This window comes from Steroidobacter sp. (assembly GCF_036402275.1).
GTDB lineage: Bacteria > Pseudomonadota > Gammaproteobacteria > Steroidobacterales > Steroidobacteraceae > Steroidobacter.
In genome coordinates this window covers 132629-153707 of sequence record NZ_DASWTF010000051.1, presented here as the reverse complement: position 1 = coordinate 153707, position 21079 = coordinate 132629, and the positions used below count along the sequence as shown (strand labels likewise).

Annotated in this window: 13 protein-coding genes, 1 tRNA gene and 1 pseudogene; 3 read left to right on the top strand and 12 right to left on the bottom strand. The window is 62.9% G+C overall.

What is annotated here, in order from left to right:
* The first annotated feature begins 170 nt into the window (after positions 1-170).
* A complete protein-coding gene (locus tag VGD45_RS30155; protein ID WP_331159115.1) occupies positions 171-887 on the top strand; it encodes a helix-turn-helix transcriptional regulator in 717 nt (238 codons plus the stop codon).
* 12 nt (positions 888-899) lie between these two features.
* On the opposite strand, the gene VGD45_RS30150 is transcribed toward VGD45_RS30155, so the two are convergent.
* Positions 900-3659 carry a tetratricopeptide repeat protein gene (locus VGD45_RS30150; RefSeq protein WP_331159114.1) on the bottom strand — a complete coding sequence of 920 codons (2760 nt, stop codon included), beginning with the start codon at positions 3657-3659 and terminating at the stop codon, positions 900-902.
* A gap of 196 nt (positions 3660-3855) precedes the next feature.
* On the opposite strand from VGD45_RS30150, the gene VGD45_RS30145 reads away from it, so the two are divergent.
* Positions 3856-4623 (top strand): DUF1080 domain-containing protein, encoded by a 768-nt coding sequence (locus VGD45_RS30145; protein WP_331159113.1) that lies wholly within the window; start codon positions 3856-3858, stop codon positions 4621-4623.
* A 16-nt stretch (positions 4624-4639) separates the two neighbouring features.
* On the opposite strand, the gene VGD45_RS30140 is transcribed toward VGD45_RS30145, so the two are convergent.
* The 11 genes and pseudogenes from VGD45_RS30140 to VGD45_RS30085 all read right to left on the bottom strand — a co-directional run bounded on the left by VGD45_RS30140 (position 4640) and on the right by VGD45_RS30085 (position 19442).
* Entirely contained in the window at positions 4640-5545 is a 906-nt protein-coding gene (locus VGD45_RS30140; protein ID WP_331159112.1) for a hypothetical protein, read from the bottom strand.
* A 12-nt stretch (positions 5546-5557) separates the two neighbouring features.
* Positions 5558-6619: a selenide, water dikinase SelD gene (gene selD / locus VGD45_RS30135; RefSeq protein ID WP_331159111.1), complete on the bottom strand. Its 1062-nt coding sequence runs from the start codon at positions 6617-6619 to the stop codon at positions 5558-5560.
* 26 nt (positions 6620-6645) lie between these two features.
* Positions 6646-6741, bottom strand: a tRNA-Sec gene (locus VGD45_RS30130).
* 7 nt (positions 6742-6748) lie between these two features.
* A pseudogene (gene selB, locus VGD45_RS34245) lies at positions 6749-8641 on the bottom strand (selenocysteine-specific translation elongation factor); the annotation flags it as partial.
* Positions 8638-10065, bottom strand: coding sequence for an L-seryl-tRNA(Sec) selenium transferase (selA, locus tag VGD45_RS30115; RefSeq protein WP_331159108.1), 1428 nt, complete (start codon positions 10063-10065; stop codon positions 8638-8640). The gene selA and the pseudogene selB, both read right to left, overlap by 4 nt.
* Positions 10066-10118: 53 nt before the next feature.
* Entirely contained in the window at positions 10119-11033 is a 915-nt protein-coding gene (gene fdhE, locus VGD45_RS30110) for a formate dehydrogenase accessory protein FdhE (RefSeq protein ID WP_331159107.1), read from the bottom strand.
* Positions 11002-11667: a formate dehydrogenase subunit gamma gene (locus VGD45_RS30105; protein WP_331159106.1), complete on the bottom strand. Its 666-nt coding sequence runs from the start codon at positions 11665-11667 to the stop codon at positions 11002-11004. The genes fdhE and VGD45_RS30105 overlap by 32 nt, the downstream gene beginning before the upstream one ends.
* Complete coding sequence (gene fdxH, locus VGD45_RS30100) at positions 11660-12577, bottom strand: formate dehydrogenase subunit beta (RefSeq protein WP_331159105.1); 918 nt, start codon at positions 12575-12577, stop codon at positions 11660-11662. The genes VGD45_RS30105 and fdxH overlap by 8 nt, the downstream gene beginning before the upstream one ends.
* Positions 12578-12587: 10 nt before the next feature.
* The gene (fdnG, locus tag VGD45_RS30095; RefSeq protein WP_331159104.1) at positions 12588-15656 is read right to left on the bottom strand and encodes a formate dehydrogenase-N subunit alpha; all 3069 of its coding nucleotides are present in this window, start codon (positions 15654-15656) and stop codon (positions 12588-12590) included.
* A gap of 145 nt (positions 15657-15801) precedes the next feature.
* Positions 15802-16908: a YdcF family protein gene (locus VGD45_RS30090; protein WP_331159103.1), complete on the bottom strand. Its 1107-nt coding sequence runs from the start codon at positions 16906-16908 to the stop codon at positions 15802-15804.
* Positions 16905-19442, bottom strand: coding sequence for a TonB-dependent receptor (locus tag VGD45_RS30085; RefSeq protein WP_331159102.1), 2538 nt, complete (start codon positions 19440-19442; stop codon positions 16905-16907). The genes VGD45_RS30090 and VGD45_RS30085 overlap by 4 nt, the downstream gene beginning before the upstream one ends.
* Between VGD45_RS30085 and VGD45_RS30080 the strand changes: the two genes are divergently transcribed.
* On the top strand, positions 19407-20537 hold the full coding sequence (locus VGD45_RS30080; protein ID WP_331159101.1) for a hypothetical protein: 1131 nt from the start codon (positions 19407-19409) through the stop codon (positions 20535-20537). The genes VGD45_RS30085 and VGD45_RS30080 overlap by 36 nt on opposite strands.
* The last annotated feature ends 542 nt before the right edge of the window (positions 20538-21079 follow it).

The window sequence follows — 21079 nt, the reverse complement described above, 5'->3', positions numbered from 1 at the left end:
CGGTGCAAGTGGGCGGAGAAGGCGGGCCATGAACTTGGTCGCGTTCGCGCTGGGTTTCGAGGGCCGTGACGAATCGGTGAGAACTCCGTGAGGATTCACGCCGCTGCTGGCCTTACGTTCGATCGGACCGCGGAGACAAGGTTTCCGCTCGTTCGACGAGGCTTGCGAGTATGTTTAGTGACGTGCGTCACAGTGGCCGTTCCGGGCAGCAGGGCCATGTTCCGAGCGCGCAATGCGAAGTGTTCGCGTCCGTCGCGCCGGCTGTGCCGGCCGCCGTCCGCAGTCAGATGGCGCTCGAAACTGCCGCCGTGCTTGCAGGGGCCATGGAAGCACTCTCGATTCCGGCCTTCGTCTGCGATAGCGCAGGCGTCGTGAGGGCCGCCACTCCTACCGCGGAAGCGCTCGTTCGAACCGATTGCGGCCTTTCTCTTAAGTCAAACCGCCTTTGCGCGGACAACCCGGTCGAATTGCAGGCGCTCGACGATGCGATTGCCGCCGCGGCATTCGTTCGTGCACAAGCCGGCCGCCCGATGCATCGGACCATCGTCGTGCGCGGCGGGCGGATCGAAGCTTCGCCGCTCGTGCTCGAAGTCATTCCTCTGCCTCGGCAAGAGTACGAACATGACCTCGCTCCCCGCGTGCTGGTCATCGCGAGAGGAACGAGGGCGCCAAGGGAACGCAGGGCGTCGGTGGTGCAGGCAGCGTATGCACTCACCATGGCGGAGACGCAGATCGCCATGCAACTTGGCGCTGGCGAGACGCCGCAGGCCATCGCCGCGGCTCGAGGCGTCGCCCTCGGCACAGTGCGCGCGCAGATAAAGACCATCTGCGCGAAGCTTGGCGTCAGCCGTCAGGCCGAATTGGTCGCGCGCCTCAACGATCTATGATCAACGAGGCGGCTAGGGCGCAGCCGCCAGTAAGTTCAGCAGTTTCTGCGCGGCCAGCACCTCGGTCTGCGCCGAGCCGAGCTTGCGCAGTTGATCCACGGCTGGATCGAGCAGCGCCACCGCTTCGACGCTGCGGCCCTTGGCAACCAGCAGCCGGCCACGCAGCAGATCGAGGCGCGGCGCCCAGTCGCGCTCCGGAGATGCGGTTTCGAGCGCTTTGACATCGAGCGCGGCGAGCAGACGTTCGACGTCTCCCACGGGGCGCTTCGCATCGAGCAGTGAGCGGGCCAGGAAGAACTCCATCCGCTGCGTTTGCGGATGTGTTTCGCCGTACTGCCGCCCCAAGCGCGCCCGCGCCGATTCGAGATGCGCGATCCCGCTGTCGCACTCGCCAGCTTCGCATTCGTGTACGCCGAGCAGGCCTTCGGCGAGCGCCGTGAAATGACTATCGGCGCCAGCATCGCGCAGATAGTTCTCATAGCTCGTGCGGCTAGCTGCGAGCGCCTCCTGGGGACGGCCGGTATGCGCGTAGACAACGGCCAGGAGCCCAAGCGTTTCGTGCACGTAGAGGTTCGTGGGGTTGTGCGCGATCATCACCTCGTACGCGTCGCGCAGTAGCGGCTCAGCTTCCTTGTAGCGATGCTCGAGCACTAGATTGATGCCGTAGATGTTTTTGAAGCGCGCACCCGTCAGGCTGGCCTCGCCGCCGTCGCGGCGGAGGGATTGGAGCCCCTCTTCGAACAAGGGGCCGGCTTGTTCGAAGCGGCCCATGCGTGAATACAGGGTCGCCAGATTGACCAGCCATTTGAACAGGGCCGTGCGGTCGTTGGGATCGAGCTGACGCTGGCTCGTCAGCGTGGCTTCGCAGTCGTCGACCGCGCTTTCGTAGGCCGATGCGATGATTCCGTGATAACAGCGAGCGCGGTACGCGGCGAACAGGGTGCGCGGATCGGACACATCGTGCTGTTCGAGCATGGCATCGGCCTCCGCGATCAACTTCACCGCTTCGTCGAAGTGTGAAGCTTCGGTCAGGTCCATCGAGAGCCAGTATTGCGCCCGGAGGCTCCGCGGATGTTCGGCGCCGAGGCTGGCGCGAAACAGCTCCAGTGCATGCCGGTCTTGCTTGATTGCTGCCGGCAGATCGGTCAGCTCGCCGTAGACCTCACCAGCGGTGGCGCGAATCGCGGCTTCAATCGCGGGTTGCTCTCGAAAGCGTTCGCCGATTCGGCTCAGCGCGCGGTCCACCGCCTCGCGCACCGTCGGTGTCTTCGATACGCCAATGTCCTCGTACGGCGCGGCGGCGGACAACACTTCGCGGCTGAAGAAGTCGCTGACCGCCTGCGCTACTGCCGCTTGCTCACGGGCCTCGCGCCCGGCTCGCACGGCGTCCAGATAGAACCAGCCGCCCACAGCGAGACCGAGACAAAGCGCCGTGACGGCGGTGATGATCCAGGGCCGCCGCGCGCGCAGACGTTCGAGTTGTCGTGTGGTCTCGACGGCGCGCTCACGCAGTTGCTGTTGAGCGCGCAAGTCTTCGCGGCGTGCGTCGAGCTGGCGCAGGCGCTGCGCGAGTTCGCGCGCCGAGGCGAGGCGGCGTTGCGGGTTGCCGTCGACCGCCGCCGCGATGTCGCCGCGAAGTACCTCATCGGGTATGTCGCGCTCCCAGCCCGGCGCCAGCGGCTTGCGTAGGTCGCCGACGACGAGCTGATACAGCACGACGCCGAGCGCATAGACGTCCGAAGGGGCGGTTGCGCTACCGTCAGCGATGACTTCTGGCGCGAGGTACAGCGGAGTGCCGCCGCTCGAGATCGCCGCTTGAGTCTGCGTGAAGCCGAGCCGCGTGATGCCGAACTGCGTCAGACGGTCGAGATGCAACAGATGAGCGCTGCCGAAATCGGCGAGGCGTGTGCGCCAGCGGCCGTCGCCCGTCGCCTCGACGAGAATGTTGCCGGGTTTCAGATCTTTATGAAGCACGCCGACGGCATGCGCGTCGGCCAGGGAATCGGCGACTGCAGCCAGCAGCTCGAGGCGCTGCTCGAGCGGTACGCCGGCAGCCCCGTTCTGCTCCTGCCACCATTGCAGCAGATCGACACCGCCATACTCGCATTCGATATAGAACGGCGCCTGGTCGAAGTTCCAGTCCAACACTTTCACGAAGTCGTCGCGCTCGCCGAGTTGCTGGCTCAGCATGCGGTAAAGCGTGACTTCGCGTTTGAGGCAGGACAGTCGCGCGCCGTCCACGCTGACTTTGAAGACGCGCTGCTCCCCAAGCTTGCGGTGACGGGCGAGCCACACCTCGATGCCTCGGTTCGAGCCGAGCGGGGCCGTCAGTTCCCATTGGTCCCGCCCCGGGAGCGTGCCGCCGGTTTGCAGTGTCACCGGTTGGACCTGAGCGTTGGACGCAGTCCGCACCGTCACCGGCGCCGCCAGACGATAGCCGAGACGATGCACGGTGGCGACGATCGACTGGTCGCGATCGCCGAGCGCGCTGCGCAGCTTGCTGATTGCCTGATTCAGCGCGCCGTCGGTGACATGTTGATGGCCGTAGACCGCCTCGACCAGCTCGTCTTTGCGCACCACCTCACCGGCACAGCGGAGCAACTCCCGCAGAACCTGCAGTGGCCGCGGCTCCAGCTCGACCGGCTGGCCATGCACCGTCAGGCGCCAGCATGCCTCGTCGAGCTCGGCGTCCGCGAAACGCCAGATGAAGCTGGGTGTGCCGCCCTCCGGCGGCGCGTCGCCGTTGTTTTGTCGTTGATCTCCGAACCCCACGTCACTCCCCAGTCATCGAGCCCGAGCCCGACCAGCGACACTTTACAAGAGTCGCTCGACGCCGGGTGCGGACGATCGCACAGACAGGAACGATTAGCATGCGGGCAGCTCTCCGGCGAAGTAGGGAAGACTCTCACCCGCGAACGTCTTAACATCAGCCGATGGCTGTGTCTTTTCTCAGGTGGTCGCGTAGCTCATGAAGATCAATACTCTCAGGGATTACCTCATTGGAAGCTGGGCAGTGGCAATGCTGTGGAGTGTGGTCGTGGATGTTCAAGCCGCCGCCGCCGGTAACCCGAAAGCCACTGAAGTGTGGTCGCCGGTCCCGGTGAAAGTGATGCCGGGTGCGACAGCCGGAGCGCCGCCTTCGGACGCCATCGTGCTCTTCGACGGCAAGCATCTGAATGCCTGGAAAAGCGAAAAGGACGGCGGACCGGCGAAGTGGCGGGTGGAGCGGGGCGAGCTCGTGGTCGCGCCGGGCACAGGTGACATTCAGACTCGCGACAGCTTCGGCGACGTGCAGCTGCATGTCGAATGGTACGCGCCGCGCTTGCCGGCGGATAAAGTCGATCAGGATCGCGCTAACAGCGGCGTGTTTCTGCAGGACGTGTACGAAGTGCAGGTGCTCGATACGTTCGAGAACAAAACGTATGTCAACGGCCAGGCGGGCGCCATTTACAAGCAATATCCGCCGCTGGTGAATGCGAACCGGCCGGCCGGTCAATGGCAGACCTATGACATTGTTTTCACGGCGCCACGTTTTGCTTCGGACGGTTCGTTGATTTCGCCGGCGCGGATGACGGTGCTTCACAACGGCGTGCTGATACAAAACAACGTCTCGCTCAAAGGCGCCACGGCGTACATTGGCGCGCCAAGTTATAAAGCTCACGGCGACATGCCCATCCGGTTGCAGGATCATTCGCACGAAGTTCGCTTCCGGAATATCTGGCTGCGCAAGCTCTGAGGGAATGTGTCGCTGACTACGCGCTCGACAGACCCGATACCGCGGTGAGTGCAGCCATTGGCCCGGCGCCTGCGATGGTTTCCATTTGTTTCTCATCGCGGACGAACAGCGATCCAGCGAAACCGAGTGCGTTGATGGGAACGCCCTGAAATTCTTCACACTGTCGAGGCACGCCGAGCATCCATCTGCGCGTCACAAGCAGATTCCATGGGGCAGATTGGTACTGCTCGCCATTGCGCTCGATGGCGTGGATGCCGATACGGCGATGAAGTTGCGAGTACAGCGATGCAAGGTGACTCACGGGATCGCTACCGTGCTCGAACAGCTCAGGCTCGAGCCATGCAAGGGCATGCGGAAATGTGAGATCCGGAACCCTCAAAATCCCCTTGTGAACCTGCACTCTCTCGATCGCTGAATCGATCGGCGTCGGCGGTCCGACGCCTTCGAGCGGCAGCGGCACCATCTGCAGGTGTTTGTGTGCCTGACTCGCGCCCGCGGCCGTTCCACCGTTATAAAAGATCAAACCATCCACTTGCGCCAGACAGGCGCATAGCGCTTCGAAGTCCGCCTCTCCAAGCAGTGTCTCCTGTGCTTCGAAGCGACGCGTGACGATGAGCATGTGCCACGGAATCAGGGCGAACTTGTTCAGCAGCGCCACATGGGTCCGAGAGATGTCGGCAACGAACAGATTGCGGTCGAATGGCAGAAAGGGATTGGGCGCGACCCCCGCGCCCCGCGCGCGGCGGCTGTCGAGTCGCTGCCGCCCGAGCGGCGAAAGCTGTCGGACGAGGAAGCGCACACACGCGTCCTCGATGACGTGAAGTGCGCTCTCGATCGGCTGCAAGGCGTCGCAGGCCAGCGCATGCTGCGTGGCGCGTTCCAACACGGATCTCAAGGCGCCGCTTTCGAGCATCGGTTTCATCGCGCCCGTCCTTCACAGATCGACCGCCACGTGGCAAGAGTCACTCGTGGCCGCGTTCATGTGTCCGATGGTGGCCGCGTGTTCGAATCCGAAACCGTGAAACAATTCGATGACGGCTGGAACGGCATCTTCCGTACAGGCCACCAGCAGACCGCCGGACGTTTGAGGATCGCACAGCAGCGATCTCGCGACATTGTCGAGCCGCGCGTCCAATTGCACTTGTGCGCCATAGGCCCACCAATTGCGTACCGATGCACCCGTCACATAGCCTGCTTCCGCCAGCGCGACCACGTCATCCAATAAAGGTATCTGCGACATCTTCACGCGCGCGCTCAATCCGGCGCCACGACACATCTCCAATAGATGTCCCAGCACGCCGAAGCCGGTCACATCGGTCATCGCATGCACGCCCGGCAGTTGCGCCAGATGCGGCCCGGCGACATTCAGCCGCGTCGTGGTGTCGATCAGTGTGCGATAGCCGCTTTCAGCGAGCCGTTCCTTCTTGAGCGCGGCGGAGAGAATGCCGACACCGAGGGGTTTGCCCACCACCAGCGCGTCCCCCGCGCAGGCAGAAGAGTTGCGCTTCAGATGGCGTGGGTGCACGACACCGATGGCGGCAAGGCCATAGATGGGTTCGACCGAATCGATGCTATGTCCGCCCGCCACGGGAATGCCTGCTTGGGCGCAAATCGCCTCGCCGCCGCGCAGGATCTCGCGAATGACATCTGTGGACAGAACATTGATCGGCATGCCTAGGATGGCCAGCGCCAGCAGCGGCGTGCCGCCCATCGCATACACGTCGCTCAACGCATTGGCGGCCGCGATGCGTCCGAAATCGAACGGGTCGTCGACGATGGGCATGAAGAAATCGGTCGTCGCAATGACCGCTTGCTCGTCGTTGAGTGCATAGACGGCGGCGTCATCGGCGGTTTCCGCTCCGACCAACAGGTGCGCGAACGGTGTCGTCGAAGCGGAACGCTCGATCAGACTGGCTAACACGCCGGGCGCGATCTTGCAGCCGCAGCCGCCGCCGTGCGAGAGCGAAGTGAGCCGCGGTGTGCTGACCATGTTCATAGGTGATGTCCGCGTGATGACGATATTGGCGGAAGGCAGCAGGAGTCGAACCTACCGGGAAGCGTCTGACGCCCCCCGCTGGGTTTGAAGCCCAGCCGCACCGCCGGGTGCGTGTACCTTCCGTGTGTGCCAGCCACTGTCTTTACGCAGAACGTGCACATCGTGAACGCGCCGCGTGTAACCGATGCGATCGAAGAATTCCAGGATCTGGATCGTGCGCTTGCGGCCGAGCCCGATGGCATCGCGATAGCGCGCAGCGTTGACGCCGCCGTGTTCTTGCGCGAGCACGGCGATAATGCTGGCCAGCGAGTCGATGCGATCGCTGTCGTAGAACAGATCATGCACGATCTGACACACAGCGCCCTGAGCCGCCTGTCTGAGCAGGATATGGCGCACACGCTCTTCGGGCTGCTGGACGACCGCGGCCAGATCTCTCACCCAAGCGGGTTCAGGATGACCCCGTGCGATGAGTGACTGCAACTGCCGTGCGATCTCTCGATCCGCGTCGGAGAGAGTGATCACATGGTCCGGCAAATGGAGCCAGGGGCCGTTGCGGATCAATGAACGTTCCTCCGTGAGTTCTTCCACGAGCGCTTGCCACAGTGGCGCAGGCAAGTCCGGCAGCGCGATACGGCGCAGTCTTCCGCTATCGGGACCGGGGTCGTCCGCAAATTCGGTGTGAAATTCTCGTAAGGCGAGCAACGCGCGCTCGCGCAGTGAGCTCCATGCGGACGCGAGCATGACGAACAGTTCCTGACCCGTGCCCCTGACAACAGCGTTGGCCGGAAGGGTCTGGCTCGGCACCGCACGTCCTGTCAAACGTTCGAGATCTCTCACACTGACCCCGTGGGGCGCGTTCGCCAACAGCGGCGCCAGTCCCTCTCCGGCGAGCATTCGTTCGATCGCATCGAGGTAGCGCAGGCGGGGGTCCGAACGGCGCCTGCGTGACGGAGCGGATGAATCCAGGACCACACCGCCGCCGATGGTATGCGCGGCCTGCGCATCGCGAACGATAAAACGATCTCCGGGAAGGGCGTGCGTATCTGTTTCGAACACGAGTTGAACTCTCGCCGACTCGCCTGCCGCGAGATGCTCCGACTCGAGTAAGACCACGCGGGCAGGGAGGTGCGCGGTGCCGAGGTGCACGTGAATCGACGACCACGTGGCAAGCCGCACGCCGCTGGGTGCTAACAATTGCATTCTCACATCGACTCGCCGGGTCGACACGAACACGCGCGGATCGCCGAGCCAGTCACCACGACAGATCGCGCTTTTCTCCACGCCTGCGAGATTGAGTGCACAGCGCTGCCCGGCGCAACCACTGTCGGTCGGCCGCTGCTGTGCGTGGATGCTGCGCACTCGGACTGGAAGCTTGCGCGGCATCGCCAGCACCGTGTCGCCGGTATGTATCCGTCCTGAGAACACGGTTCCCGCGACGATCGTGCCATGACCAGGAAGTGTTAAGACGCGATCTACTGCCAGCCTGAAGAAACCTTCGTCGTGGCGCGACGGCATGTGCATGGCCGTATCGTGCAGGTGTCGCCGGAGCGCGGCCGTGCCGGGATCATCGGCGGCGGTGGCGTTTACCGGGAAGATCGGTGCTCCGCCCAGCGCCGTGTGTTCCAGGAGATCTCTTATTTGCTTGTCGACTTCGCACAGGCGCTGGTGATTCACGCGATCCATCTTGGTCAGCGCCACAGCGCCGCGCGAGATGCCGAGTAACTCCAGGATAGCCAGGTGCTCGCAAGTCTGTGGCATCACGCCATCGTCGGCCGCCACGAGCAGCAGCGCAAAATGGATGCCGCATGCGCCCGAAACCATCGTGTGCACCAGACGCTCGTGACCCGGCACGTCGACAAAGCCGAGGACATCGCCGTTGGGCAGCGGGGTGTAGGCGTAGCCGAGCTCGATCGAGATGCCACGTTCTTTCTCTTGCTTCAGACGATCGGTATCGACGCCCGTCAGTGCGCGAACGAGCGAGGTCTTGCCATGGTCGATGTGCCCGGCGGTGCCGACGATCATGGCTGCGCCAGCTCCGCTAGTTGTCGGGCGAACGATGGCTCCTCGGATTCTTCCAGACAACGCAGATCGAGCCACAGAGTCTTCTCGGCGATGCGCGCGATCACCGGCTGAGGTAAGGCGCGGAACGCCGCTTCGAGACGATCGAGGCTGCCGCGCCTTCCCTTGAGCGTGCGTATGGCGAGCCCGTAGCTGGGCAACCGATCGATGGGCAGCGCACCACTGCCGATTTGACTGGACAACGGCGTCGCGGCGACGTCGTACGCATCCCCGACAGCACCCAGAACGAGAGGTTGCAATCGGGCCGCCTGCGCCTGCATGTTCGCGACGCTGCGTGTGAGCAGCCGCAATGTCGTGAGCCGCTCGGTCAGAAATTCCGGCGAGCGATACACCGTCAGGATTGCCTCGAGCGCAGCCAGCGTCAGCTTGCCGACACGCAGCGCTCGCTTGAGCGGATGTTTCTTGAGCTTGGCGATCAGATCGGCGCGGCCGGCGAGCACACCGGCCTGCGGACCGCCGAGCAGCTTGTCGCCGCTGAAGCTGACCAGATCGGCGCCGGCCGCAAGCGTCTCGCGCACAGTCGGCTCTCGCGGCAGTTGCCATTGTGTGAGATCCACGAGCGAGCCGCTGCCGAGATCCACGGCTACCGGAATCGCATGACTGCGTGCGAGTGGCGCCAGCTCTTCGATCGATACACTGTGCGTAAATCCGGAAATGGCGTAATTGCTCGTATGCACTTTCATGAGCAGCGCAGTGCGCGGCCCGATGCCTTGCTCATAATCGGAAATATGGGTGCGATTGGTCGTGCCGACCTCGACGAGCCTGGCGCCGGCCTGGCGCATGATATCGGGCATGCGGAACGCACCGCCGATCTCGATCAGTTCGCCGCGCGAGATAATGACCTGGCGGCGGCCGGCGAGGGCGCTGAGCAGCAACAGAACTGCCGCGGCGTTGTTGTTCACGACCGTGGCTGCTTCGGCGCCCGTCAGCTCACGTAGCAGATCCTCGACCAGATCATCTCGGTCGCCGCGCTTGCCCGAAGCCAGGTCGAACTCGAGATTGACCGGTGCGGTGAGCGCTTGCGCGACGGCGCGCACGGCGGTTTCGGGCAATAGGGCTCGGCCGAGATTGGTGTGGAGCACCGTGCCAGTGAGATTGAACACCGGGCGCAGGTGCGGACGTGAGATGTCCGCGAGCTTGGATTCGAGGGTGCGGGTGAGCGCCTCGTCGCTCAACGCCACCTGCTCCAACTCGCCCGCCAGAGCGCGGCTGCGCAGATCTTGCAAATGCAGGCGCAAGGTCATCGTGACCTGAGTGCGTCCGTGATGAGCCAACAGATCTGCCAGCGCCGGCCGATTCAGCAGGCGGTCGAGGGAAGGTATGTCTGCCGCGCTCGCGCGCGGCGATTCAGCGAGCGGTGCTGACACGCAGCCACCCAGCGGGCGTTGAATGTCCCGGCATTCTGAGCGTTTGCTGCGGGTCAGACAACCGGCAGCAGCGGATTCGCGCTGGCGCGATGGTATCCGGCGTCGCTCAACAGCAGATCGAGCGCCAGGCTGGCGAGATCGTCCGCCACCGGCTCGACCTCGCCGTCCTGTTCCTGATACAGAATTTTCCGATAGGTCCGGCAGGTATCGCAGCATTCGGCACGAATGCCCGGCGGCCCATCCTCGATGAACTGATAGCTGATGCCTCGAGTCGTCAGGCAGTGGCTGCACTTCACGCGGACCATGTGCCACTCGGTGGCGCACAGGGCGCAGTGCAGATAGCGGAATCCTTGAGCTCGTACGACGCTTGCCACCGGCAGCGTGCCGCATGTTGGACACGCGCCGGGCACATCGAGCTCAGGGATGTCGTCGGTGCGCATCCGGCTTGCAAGATCCACCCAGTAGACCTGCAAGGCGGCCATCACGAAGGGAGCAGCCGCCACGTCGACCGCTTCGGTCCGCGCCGCCAGCAGCGCATCCGCCTGTGCTTCGAGGGACTCCCGTCCCAGTACGCGCAATCCATCGCAGACCGCGCGCGTCGGCGCCGAAAGCTCCGGCAGCATTGCGAGCGAATCGCAAATCGACCTCAGCGTCCGGCGCCAATGCTGTTCGCGCGGCCATCCGTTCGAAGCAACGAGCGGCATACGAAATGTCCGCGCATGCGCAATCTGCTCGATGCTGGGCGGTGTCGACTCCATGTCCGCGAGGGCGATTTGCTGAGCGTCGGCGAGATGCGCCATCAGGCGCAGGTAGTCGCCAATGGAACCTCCGATCGCATCCTTCCCACTTTGCTGCCGCAGGCGTGCGGCGCGCATGGAAAACACATGGGCGCGGTCGGGAAGGCGCAACCGCGGCAGGGGCCGCTGCGCGACGTCCTCAATCTGTCCCGGTTCGAGAATGCGTCGCATGGATTTTTTCCCGGAACCAGGCGCGATGATGTTTCCATGCCCAGCCCGGTGTCACCGTACCACGGGTCATCGCACCCACGGATCCCTTCACCCAGATGCCGGCGTAGATGTGCACGACGATCGCGCAGATCAGTATGACGGCACATAGCGCATGCACGACCCCGGCGAGACGAATGACGCCCACCGGAAAATACATCGAGAAGTACTGGCGCCAGATGACGATGCCGGACAGCAGCAGGCCGATCATGCAGGCAACGGCGAGGAGAAACACCAGCTTCTGCCCTGCGTTGTAACGCCCGACTTCCGGCAGGCGCTCTTCGCGATTGTTCACCACGTCGCGCGACTGGCGCAGCCATTGCCAGTCGCGCGGCTCCATTTTATTGAGCCTCCACATTCCGACGGCCAACAGCGCGAATGCGAATGCCATGATCAGGCCGAGGATCGGGTGCAGGATGCGCGTCCAGGTGCCGCCGCCCAGCAACGCGCTCAGCCAGTACAGCGCCGGATGAAACAATGCGAGCCCCGAGATCGCAGCCAGTATGAAAGCGATGGCGACGAGCCAATGGTTGGTGCGCTCATTGGCAGTGTAGCGCTCGATCGTGCGGCGCTCGGGATCCCGGGTGGCATCACTCATGACGAAGCTTCTCTATTTCTTTCGTGGCGGCCTGCTCGTCGCTGTCGTGGACCTCGTTGCGGCCGACGCGGATGTAGTGGAGGAAACCCGCCAGCGCGGTCAGCACGATGCCGGCGAGCGCGAGCGGCTTGGGCGCGCCTTTCCACAAGCCGACGGTGGCGCTGATGGTTGGATCGGCAGGCAAGTCGTTATAGAGCTGCGGCTGATCGGCGTGATGAAGCACATACATCACATGCGTGCCGCCGACGCCCGGCGGATCGTACAGGCCCGCTTGGTCGAAGCCGCGCGATTTCAGATCCTCGACTCGTTCGGCGGCATGATGCTGCATGTCCTCCTTGGTGCCCCACACGAGCGCACCGGTGGGGCAGGCTTTGATACATGCAGGCTCGAGTCCCACGGCGACTCGGTCCGAGCACAAAGTACATTTGTATGCTTTGTGATCCCGCTTCGAGATGCGCGGTATGTCGAACGGACAGCCGGCGATGCAATAGCCGCAGCCGATGCAGTTTTCCTCGTGGAAATCGACGATGCCGTTGGAGTACTGCACGATTGCGCCCGGCGCGGGGCAGGCCTTGAGGCAGCCGGGGTCCGCGCAGTGCATGCAGCCGTCCTTGCGGATGAGCCATTCGAGATCGCCGCCTTTGTCGGGATTCTCGTACTCTGCGAACCGCATCAGCGTCCAGGATTGATCGGTCAGATCGTGCGGATTCTGGTACGCGCCGACATTGGCGCCGATCTCATCGCGCAGGTCGTTCCATTCCATGCAAGCGACCTGACAGGCCTTGCAGCCGATGCACTTGGTGGTGTCGATCAGCTTGGCGACCGTGCCGCCGGCGTGAGGCTCGCGCACGGAAGGTGAGGGCGTCGTGGTCGCGGAGCGCCGGACGATATCGAGAGATTGCAGCGCCATGCGAGTCTCCTCACACCTTTTCCACTTTGACCAGGAACGCTTTGAACTCCGGCGTCTGCACGTTGCCGTCCCCGACGAACGGCGTCAGCGTGTTCGCCAGATAGCCCGGTTTCGCGACGCCGGTGAAGCCCCAGTGGATCGGGATACCGACGGTGTGCACGATCCGGCCGTCGACGTCGAGCGGTTTGATGCGCTTGGTGACTACGGCCACGGCCCGGATGTGGCCACGGTTCGACGTGACCTGCACCCGATCGCCGGGCGCGATGCCGAGCTGCTTCGCGAGCGCTTCGCCGATTTCGACGAACTGCTCGGGTTGCGTGATGGCGTTCAGGGGCACGTGCTTGGTCCAATAATGGAAGTGCTCGGTCAGTCGATAAGTCGTTGCCACGTGCGGGAACTGCTCGGCTTTGCCGAACGCCTCACGATCTTCGTTGAATACGCGCGCGGCAGGATTGCTCACCGCCCTCGGCTCGTCCCGATTCAACGGGTTGTAGCCGAGCGGGGTCTCGAACGGCTCGTAGTGCTCGGGGAACGGGCCTTCCACCATGTTGGTGCGCGCGAAGAAGCGCGCCACGCCTTCGGCATTCATGATGAATGGCCCCATGCCGCCGGCGGGATCCTCGTCGACCTTGAAATCGGGCACGTCCGCGCCGCTCCATTGTTTTCCGTTCCACGCAATCAGCTTGCGCTCCGGGTTGAACGGCTTGCCGCTGGGATCGCACGAAGCCCGGTTGTATAAAACACGGCGATTCGCGGGCCACGACCATGCCCAATTGAGTGTTTGACCGATGCCGGTCGGATCCGAGTTGTCCCGGCGCGCCATCAGGTTCCCGGTCGGGCCCCAGCAGCCGCAGAAGATCCAGCAGCCGCAGGCCGTGCTGCCGTCGTCACGCAATTCGGCGAAGCCCGCCAGCTGCTCGCCTGACTTGCGAACGATCTTCGTAGGGTCCTTTGGATCGGCGAGATCGACCAGCGCCCGGCCGGAATATTCCTTCGCCAGCTCCTCGGCGGAGGGGCTCCGCGGATTCGCATAGGGCCACGAGAGCTTGACGATGGGATCCGGGAACGCGCCGCCATCCGTCTCGTAGAGCTTGCGCACTCGCGTGAACAGGCCAGCCATGATTTCCAGGTCGGAGCGGGCTTCGCCCGGCGGCTCGGCGCCTTTCCAATGCCACTGCAACCAGCGTCCGGAATTGACCAGCGCGCCATCCTCTTCGGCAAAGCACGTCGTCGGCAGGCGGAAGACTTCCGTCTGAATCTTGCCCGGATCGACGTCGTTGAGCGGGCCGTAGTTGCGCCAGAACTCGGACGTTTCGGTGACGAGCGGATCCATCACGACGAGGAACTTCAGCTTCGACAGCGACGCTGTCATCTTCGCCTTATTCGGCGCGGCGGCCAGCGGGTTGAAGCCCTGGGCAAGATAGCCGTTGATCTTGCCCTGGTGCATCAGATCGTAGACCTGAAGCATGTCGTACACCTTGTCGAGCTTGGGCAAGTAGTCGTAACCCCACTGATTCTCCGCGCGCGCCTCGTCGCCCCACCAGGCCTTCATCAGACTGTTGAAGAACTTCGGGTAGTTCTGCCAGTAGCTCAGCTGGTTCGGTCGCAGCGGCTGATACGTGCGCGCCGACATATATTTGTCGTAGCCCTGCTCGTGATCTTTCGGCAACGCCATGTAGCCCGGCAGCAGGTCCGTGAGCAGGCCGAGATCGGTCAACCCTTGGATGTTCGAATGTCCGCGCAGGGCGTTCATGCCGCCGCCGGAGACGCCGATGTTGCCGAGGAGGAGTTGCACCATGGCTCCGCAGCGGATCATCTGCGAGCCGACCGAGTGTTGCGTCCAGCCGAGCGCGTACATGATCGTCATTGCCCGAGCCGGGGTCGCCGTCGAGCCGATCATCTCGCAAATCTGCAGGAACTTTTCGCGCGGCGTGCCGCAGACGCGCGCGACCATCTCGGGCGTGTAGCGCGCGTAGTGCCGCTTCATCAAATTGAACACGCAGCGAGGATGTTGCAGCGACGGATCGGTCCGGACGTACCCGTCCGCGCCGATTTCATACTCCCAGCTGGTCTTATCGTAGCTGCGCTGGTCTGCGTTGTAGCCGGAGTAAAGGCCGTTCGTGAACGCAAACTCCTCTTTCACGATGAAGGTGGCGTCGGTGTAGCTGGTGACGTACTCGCGCTGGATCTTGTCGTTGGCGAGCAGGTAATGAATGACGCCGCCAAGGAACGCGATGTCCGTGCCCGCGCGCAGCGGAGCATACACATCGGCCACGGACGCCGAACGTGTGAAGCGAGGATCGACCACGATCAGCCGCGCTTTGTTGTGCGCCTTGGCCTCGGTAACCCATTTGAAGCCACACGGGTGGGCCTCGGCAGCATTGCCGCCCATGATGAGGACGACGTCGGCATTCTTGATGTCGACCCAGTGATTCGTCATCGCTCCACGGCCAAACGTCGGGGCAAGACCTGCCACCGTCGGGCCGTGTCAGACACGAGCCTGGTTGTCGAACGCGAGGATGCCGAGGCTGCGCACCACCTTGTGAGTGAGATAACCGACTTCGTTACTGCTCGCCGACGCGGCCAGCATGCCCGTGGTGAGCCAGCGATTCACCGTCAGGCCGTCGGCCGTCTTCTGCACGAAATTGGCATCGCGATCGTCCTTCATCAGCCGGGCGATGCGGTCGAGCGCGTCGTCCCAGGAGATGCGCTGCCAGCGGTCCGAGCCGGGGGCGCGATACTCCGGGTGCTTTAGCCGACTCGGGCTGTGAATGAAATCGACCAGCGCCGCCCCTTTCGGACACAGCGTGCCGCGATTGACGGGGTGATCCGGATCGCCTTCGATGTGAAAGATGCTCGCCTCGGCATTCTTCGACTTATCGCCCAGCGAATACATCAGTACGCCGCACGACACGGAACAGTAAGGACAGGTGTTGCGAGTCTCGGTGGCGCGCGCGAGCTTGAACTCGCGAACCTCGGCCAGTGCTTCGCCTGGCGAGAAACCCAGCAGTGCGAGACTCGATCCTGCCAGCGAGCTGCTGGTGATTGCCAGGAATTGACGCCTGGTCATATCGCTCATGGAACAGTCTCCTGCGCGTGCATGACAGCGGTGCCAACGAGTCTATGCCCGTGCCGCTGCGATCCGCAATGCGTCAGCGGCAGTATGTAGGGCCGACAAACATGGCCTGCAGGTGAATGAGTTAGAGTGAGCGGGCCCCCTGGAATCAGGGATCGAGCGGGTCGAGCGGGTCGACTCGGGAAGAATCCTGCGACGGCAGGAAGGTGACGTCGAAAGGTGAAGTGCGTTTGCCGACCTTGCCGGGCTGATAGCCCAACTCAGTCTGGTTACGTGCGGCGAACTTGTCGCTTTCCACATAGTCGATGTGCTGAGGAGTGCTCAGCACCAGCGCAGGGCGATTCATCGGCGCCTTCATCGCCATCAGCAGCCGCGTCGCGTTGCGTAGGTTCGTCGTCGTATGCCGCGCGTACGGCTCGATCACGATTGCGTGAGCCGGCACCTTGTAGCGTTCGATCAACACACGGCGCATCTCGACCGCTTCGACATGGCGCGTTTCGCGAGGATGCACGGCGCCGCCGCTCAGGATGATGAAAGGCGCCTGGCCATCGAAGTAACGCCGAGCGGCGACCTTGACGTGTAACTTTCCGCGCGCGCTCAGCGGTGTTAGCAAATCTTCCGGGCCGGCGCCGAGCACGATGATCGCGGTGTATGGATATCGGGACCAGTCCAGCGTACGGGCGTGCCCAAATGCATCTGCATTGAGTCCGCCATCGATCGGCTCGAAGGCGATGGCGTCGAGACGATGGTTCACGTCCAGTAGCGCCAGGGCCAGACCGATGCTCGGATCCAGCGCGGCAATGGCTTCATCGCGTCCCACTTCGCTGATCAGCGCGGCCACGGCGACGTCATTGGCCAGCCGCTCGCTGCCTTGCTTGCCGATCGGTCCGTCGATCTGCGGATAGCGCGCAATGCCGCCCTTGCCATAGATGTCGATGATGGCGTTGAGTCCTACCAGTTCGCGGCGAATGGCCTCACTGTTCTTCGCGGCCATCTCAGACACGACGCCGATCTCCTCCTCGCTCCAGCGAGACGCGTCCAGCTTGCAAGCCGCATCATCCGCGCACTTCGCGAGACGACGATCTCGTTCGGTTAGCATCGCGCGCACCGTTGCCGGCGCGCGCGATCCATCCATCGAAGAAACAATCGGAAACAGACGCTTGCCGAGCGTCGCGATCACGCCATCCTCCACCGTGGCCGCAAAGCTCGGTGGGAGGACGGCGAGGGCTGCGCATACGAACAGCGCGAGTCTCATTCCCAATCCCGCTGCAGCACCAGGCGAAAATTGCGGCCGAACAACGGACGACCGTAGATGGCTTCGCTCGAGCCCTGGCCCGCGAGCGCGTCGGTGCGGGTGTTGCCTTCGGTCAAGCCTTTCTCTTCGGTCAGGTTGTCGCCCACCAACTGCACGCCCCACAGGCCGCGTTTCCACGACACGCCGAACCCCAGCGTCTGATACGAAGGCAGCGCAGTCCGGTTGAACAGGTCGACATAGGATTTGCCGACGAAGTCGTAACGCAGGTAAGCCTCGATCTGTGCGTCGCCGGCGCTGAAGGCAAACGTCGGGCGGACGTTGCCGTAGAGCTTGGGTTCGCGAACGATCTGGTTGCCGTTCACTGCGCTCGGATCCGCGCCGGCGCTGTTTTGCAGGTCGTTGTACTGCGGATCGCTGAAGGTCACCGAACCGGCGAGCAAGAACCAGTCCGTTGGCGCGTACAGACCGTCGAGCTCGACACCTTTGGATTCCGCGGTGCCGATGAACGGCACCGACTGATCGTTGCGGCCCGTGGTGGGATTGAACGCCACGAACGAGGCATTCAGCGGATCGAACTTGGTGTAGAACGCCGTCAGGTACAAATAGGAGCTGCCGAAGGTTCCCTTCACGCCGAGCTCGTATTGATCGAGCTTGGTTTCGACGATGGTGGGATTGATGCTGCGGGCGATGCTCGATTGAGGCGCGATCTCCACGTGCGAGGCGCGACCGTAAGTGCCGAAGTTGTCCATGAAGTCGTAGTTCAGGCCCACCGTCCAGTTGGTGATCGACGGCTTGAGGCTGCGCGTCTGCGTGGCGCCGTTGAAGCGTTGTGTCGTGTTGTCGGCCAGCGTGGCGGCATCGCCGAGATTGGCGCTTTCAGTCTGCTCCGCAAAGCCGTCGTAGTCGTATCGTTCGTGGCGCACGCCGGCGTCCACCTTGAAGCGATCGCTGAGCTCCCAGGTGTCGTTGGCGTAGAGCGCGATCATTTTCGCATCGACTTCGCCGGCATTGAGCGTGGTCGTATAACGCAGCACGCCGTTGTCGGTCACAGAGCCGAGCGCTGTGCCTTGGGCCGAATAGGCCACGAGGTCCAACGTCCGCGGCTTGCCTGAAACTTCCAACAGCATGTCCTGATAGGCAGTAAAGGCCGTCGTTCCATAGAACGAGCTGTACACGCCGAAGTTGATATCGTGCGCGCCGGCTCCGGTTTCGAAGCGGCGCGTTGCGCTCAGGTCCGCCTGCGCCGAATAGAACTCCGATTCGATCGCCCGATACTGCCCTGAGATCACCAAGCCGGAAGCCGAATACGGATCGTACGCCGTCGCGCCGTCCGTGCCGGCCAGCGCATAGCCCAGCGATGCGACGCCGGGACCGAAAGCGGTACGCGCCGCAGTCAGAAAGCCGTTCGCGAAAGTATTCCCGTCCACCGGATTGGTGGTCGAGTAGAGCGCATCGAAGCTCAGCTTGCCTTGCGTGTAGCCCGACTTGAACGAGACTGTCCAGTCGCTCGCTTCGTTCTGGTACTGCAAGCCGACATTCTGGAAGCGCATGTGGCGGCCGTCGCCCAGATCCCGGTGCAGGCTTTGCAGCGTGCCCGCCGAGTCCAGGTACTTGAGCGTGACGTTGCGCAGCGAGGGCGAATTCATCGTGCCCTCGAAGTAGTCGATGTAAGGATCCAGGCTGACCGCCGGGTTGCGCGGATCGGCGACCGGAATCGGCAGGTAGAAGACGTTGTGGTCGTTGACGAAGGTGCCGCTCAGCTTCACCCAGCCATTCTCGAGATCGTGCTTGATGTTGGCGCGCAGCTGGCCACCCTTGTCGTTGGGAAATCCGTTGTCGCGATAGCCGTCGTGCTCGCGCAGGAAACCGCCGACTGCGTAATAGGTGCTGTCCGAGAGCGCGCCCGACTGGAAAGCCTCGGCGCGGTAGAGCCCGGTGTCACCGATCGTGAGCTGACTCCTGCCCACGGTCTGCTCGCCGCCTTCGCGCATGATGTTGTTGACGATGGCCGCGCCGCCACTGGCGTAGATGGGCGCCGGGCCGCCGCGCACGACTTCGACACGCTCGTTCATGACGTCGAAGCGGTGCATGCCTTCGCCGGAATTGAAAAAGTGTCCATCGATTTCATGGAACAGCGGCAAGCCATCCTGTTGGAAGATGATGTAGCCGCGATCGGTCGGGATGCCGCGCAGGCGAGTGATGTTCTGCACCTCGCCGCCGGTGGACTCGACGTGGATGCCCGGCACGTTGGCGAGCAGATCCGCGAAGCTCTTGGGAGCAAGCTTCTGCACGTCCTCCGAGGTCAGCGAATTGGCCGCATAGGAGGCATCGAAACGACGTTGCGCACGTGCTGTACCGGTCACCACGACCGAATCGATCACGTCGACGTCTTCACTGCTGTTGGCCGCGGGCGTCGATTGCGCCAGAGCGACCACGGGAGCGCCGAGCGCGATCGCAATGGCCGCCGCTATGGAACGGCGCGCACCGAGAGCAGGGGAGTGGAGGGCGAATGGAGTCTTCAGGAGATTGAGCATGCTGGCTATCGTCAACGGAAAGCCCTGCATTCTCTTACGAGTTTGTTACAGATTATGGGTGGCTGCATTACTCTCCGCGCCGATCATCGAACCCGCGCACCGAGAATGACCCAATATCGATCGCTCCGACCGAGCCTGCTCTGCGTCCTCATGGTGCTCGTGCTTTCCGTGCTGTCGGGTTGTCAATTCAACACGCCCGTGAAACCACCTCGACATTCGGTGTCCTACGTGATCGGGGGCATCGCCACCAAGGTTGAGGTTGACGACAAGGCGTTGCTTCAGGCGCCAGTGGTCCCGCGGAAGGGTGGAAGCGCCTACTTCGTCGGCTGGTTCGTCGCAGACCAAGGACATATGTGGGACTTCGCGCACGAGACCATCGAAGCCGATCTCGTGCTCGAGGCCAGGTTCGTCGAGCTGACGCCCAGCAACGTCATCGTGGATGCCTACCTCGACGATGCCAGACGAACCCCGCTCACGTTCAAAACTTTGCAGGAGCTGAAGGCGGCCAATATTCCCGATGGCGCGACTGTCAATCTTACTCCGGGCGTCTACTGGACCGACGACTATCAGGATCCGCACGACCCCAATACTCCCGACCACCCCGGGCTCATCGGCATTTCATTCCCTCAGGCCGGTTTGACCTTCAAGGGACTCACCGCCAATGCGGACGACGTGAGAATCGCCGGCAACCGTGGGCAGACTTTGGGTTCGCAGGGGAACTGGAACGTCATCGGCGTCGGCACCCACTTTCCGATTCCGTCTTCCGGTAACTCCACCCGAGTTTCGATGATCGAATATGTGAACGGTGAGCGGAGGATCTTCCCAGGTTGCTACATCGAAAGCTCGGTCTACATGCCGGGCGCTCATCTGGACTTCAGGCTGGTTGGGAACGTGCTGTCGGCCGATGTCACTACCGAATCTGCGCAAACCAGTGCTCAGCAACGTTATCAGCTGCCAAACGAGATCCACTTCAGCGTCACGCTGCCGAGCGCTCCCAGCACACAGGGTGGATTCGGCTTCCAGTTCACTGGCACTGCCTCGGCCGGTAACGGGACGGTACTGGAGAGCGTCAAGGTCGTTCTCGATCCTCGCTGACTCGTCTCGGCATCGACAACTGCACGAGATCGCCTATCGACCGACGAGCTTCTGTGAGCGGCCGTAAGGGCCGTCGGTGCGCAGCGATCATTACTTCCGCTTGTAGTAGCGGAGAATCCTTGTGGAGACGTCGATGATCCTGATAACAAATCGTCGTTGGGTCTTTAACGAGGCCTGCAACCGCACCGCATGTCGTACACAGCGCGGAGATAGTCGCCCCTTCCGCACGCGTAGGGGGCATGGAGAGGCCAACGATATTCTCGACCGAGGTCGAGAATATCTTGGAGAGTTTGGCAATGACGAGGACCGACATGCGAGGCTCGCCGATTTCGTAACTAAACACGGGCTGCTGCGATACGCCGATGGCCGCGCCAGCTCCGCGTGTGTCGTCCCTCGCGACTTGCGGAGCGCTGTGACGTGCGCACCAAGTGCTTTGAAGTAGGCGCGGCTTTCCTGCTTGATCATGGCCGCACCTCGACTTTATCAAGCGAATCCAGTCCGCGTTCGATGAGAGACACAATGACGACGAACACAAGCTAAGC

Coding starts and splice junctions, on each gene's coding strand:
- VGD45_RS30155 (WP_331159115.1), top strand. CDS start 171: ATGTTTAGTGACGTGCGTCACAGTGGCCGTTCCGGGCAGCAGGGCCAT.
- selD (WP_331159111.1), bottom strand. CDS start 6,619: ATGAACATGGTCAGCACACCGCGGCTCACTTCGCTCTCGCACGGCGGC.
- VGD45_RS30085 (WP_331159102.1), bottom strand. CDS start 19,442: ATGCTCAATCTCCTGAAGACTCCATTCGCCCTCCACTCCCCTGCTCTC.
- fdxH (WP_331159105.1), bottom strand. CDS start 12,577: ATGGCGCTGCAATCTCTCGATATCGTCCGGCGCTCCGCGACCACGACG.
- VGD45_RS30105 (WP_331159106.1), bottom strand. CDS start 11,667: ATGAGTGATGCCACCCGGGATCCCGAGCGCCGCACGATCGAGCGCTAC.
- VGD45_RS30145 (WP_331159113.1), top strand. CDS start 3,856: ATGAAGATCAATACTCTCAGGGATTACCTCATTGGAAGCTGGGCAGTG.
- fdhE (WP_331159107.1), bottom strand. CDS start 11,033: ATGCGACGCATTCTCGAACCGGGACAGATTGAGGACGTCGCGCAGCGG.
- VGD45_RS30140 (WP_331159112.1), bottom strand. CDS start 5,545: ATGAAACCGATGCTCGAAAGCGGCGCCTTGAGATCCGTGTTGGAACGC.
- VGD45_RS30090 (WP_331159103.1), bottom strand. CDS start 16,908: ATGAGACTCGCGCTGTTCGTATGCGCAGCCCTCGCCGTCCTCCCACCG.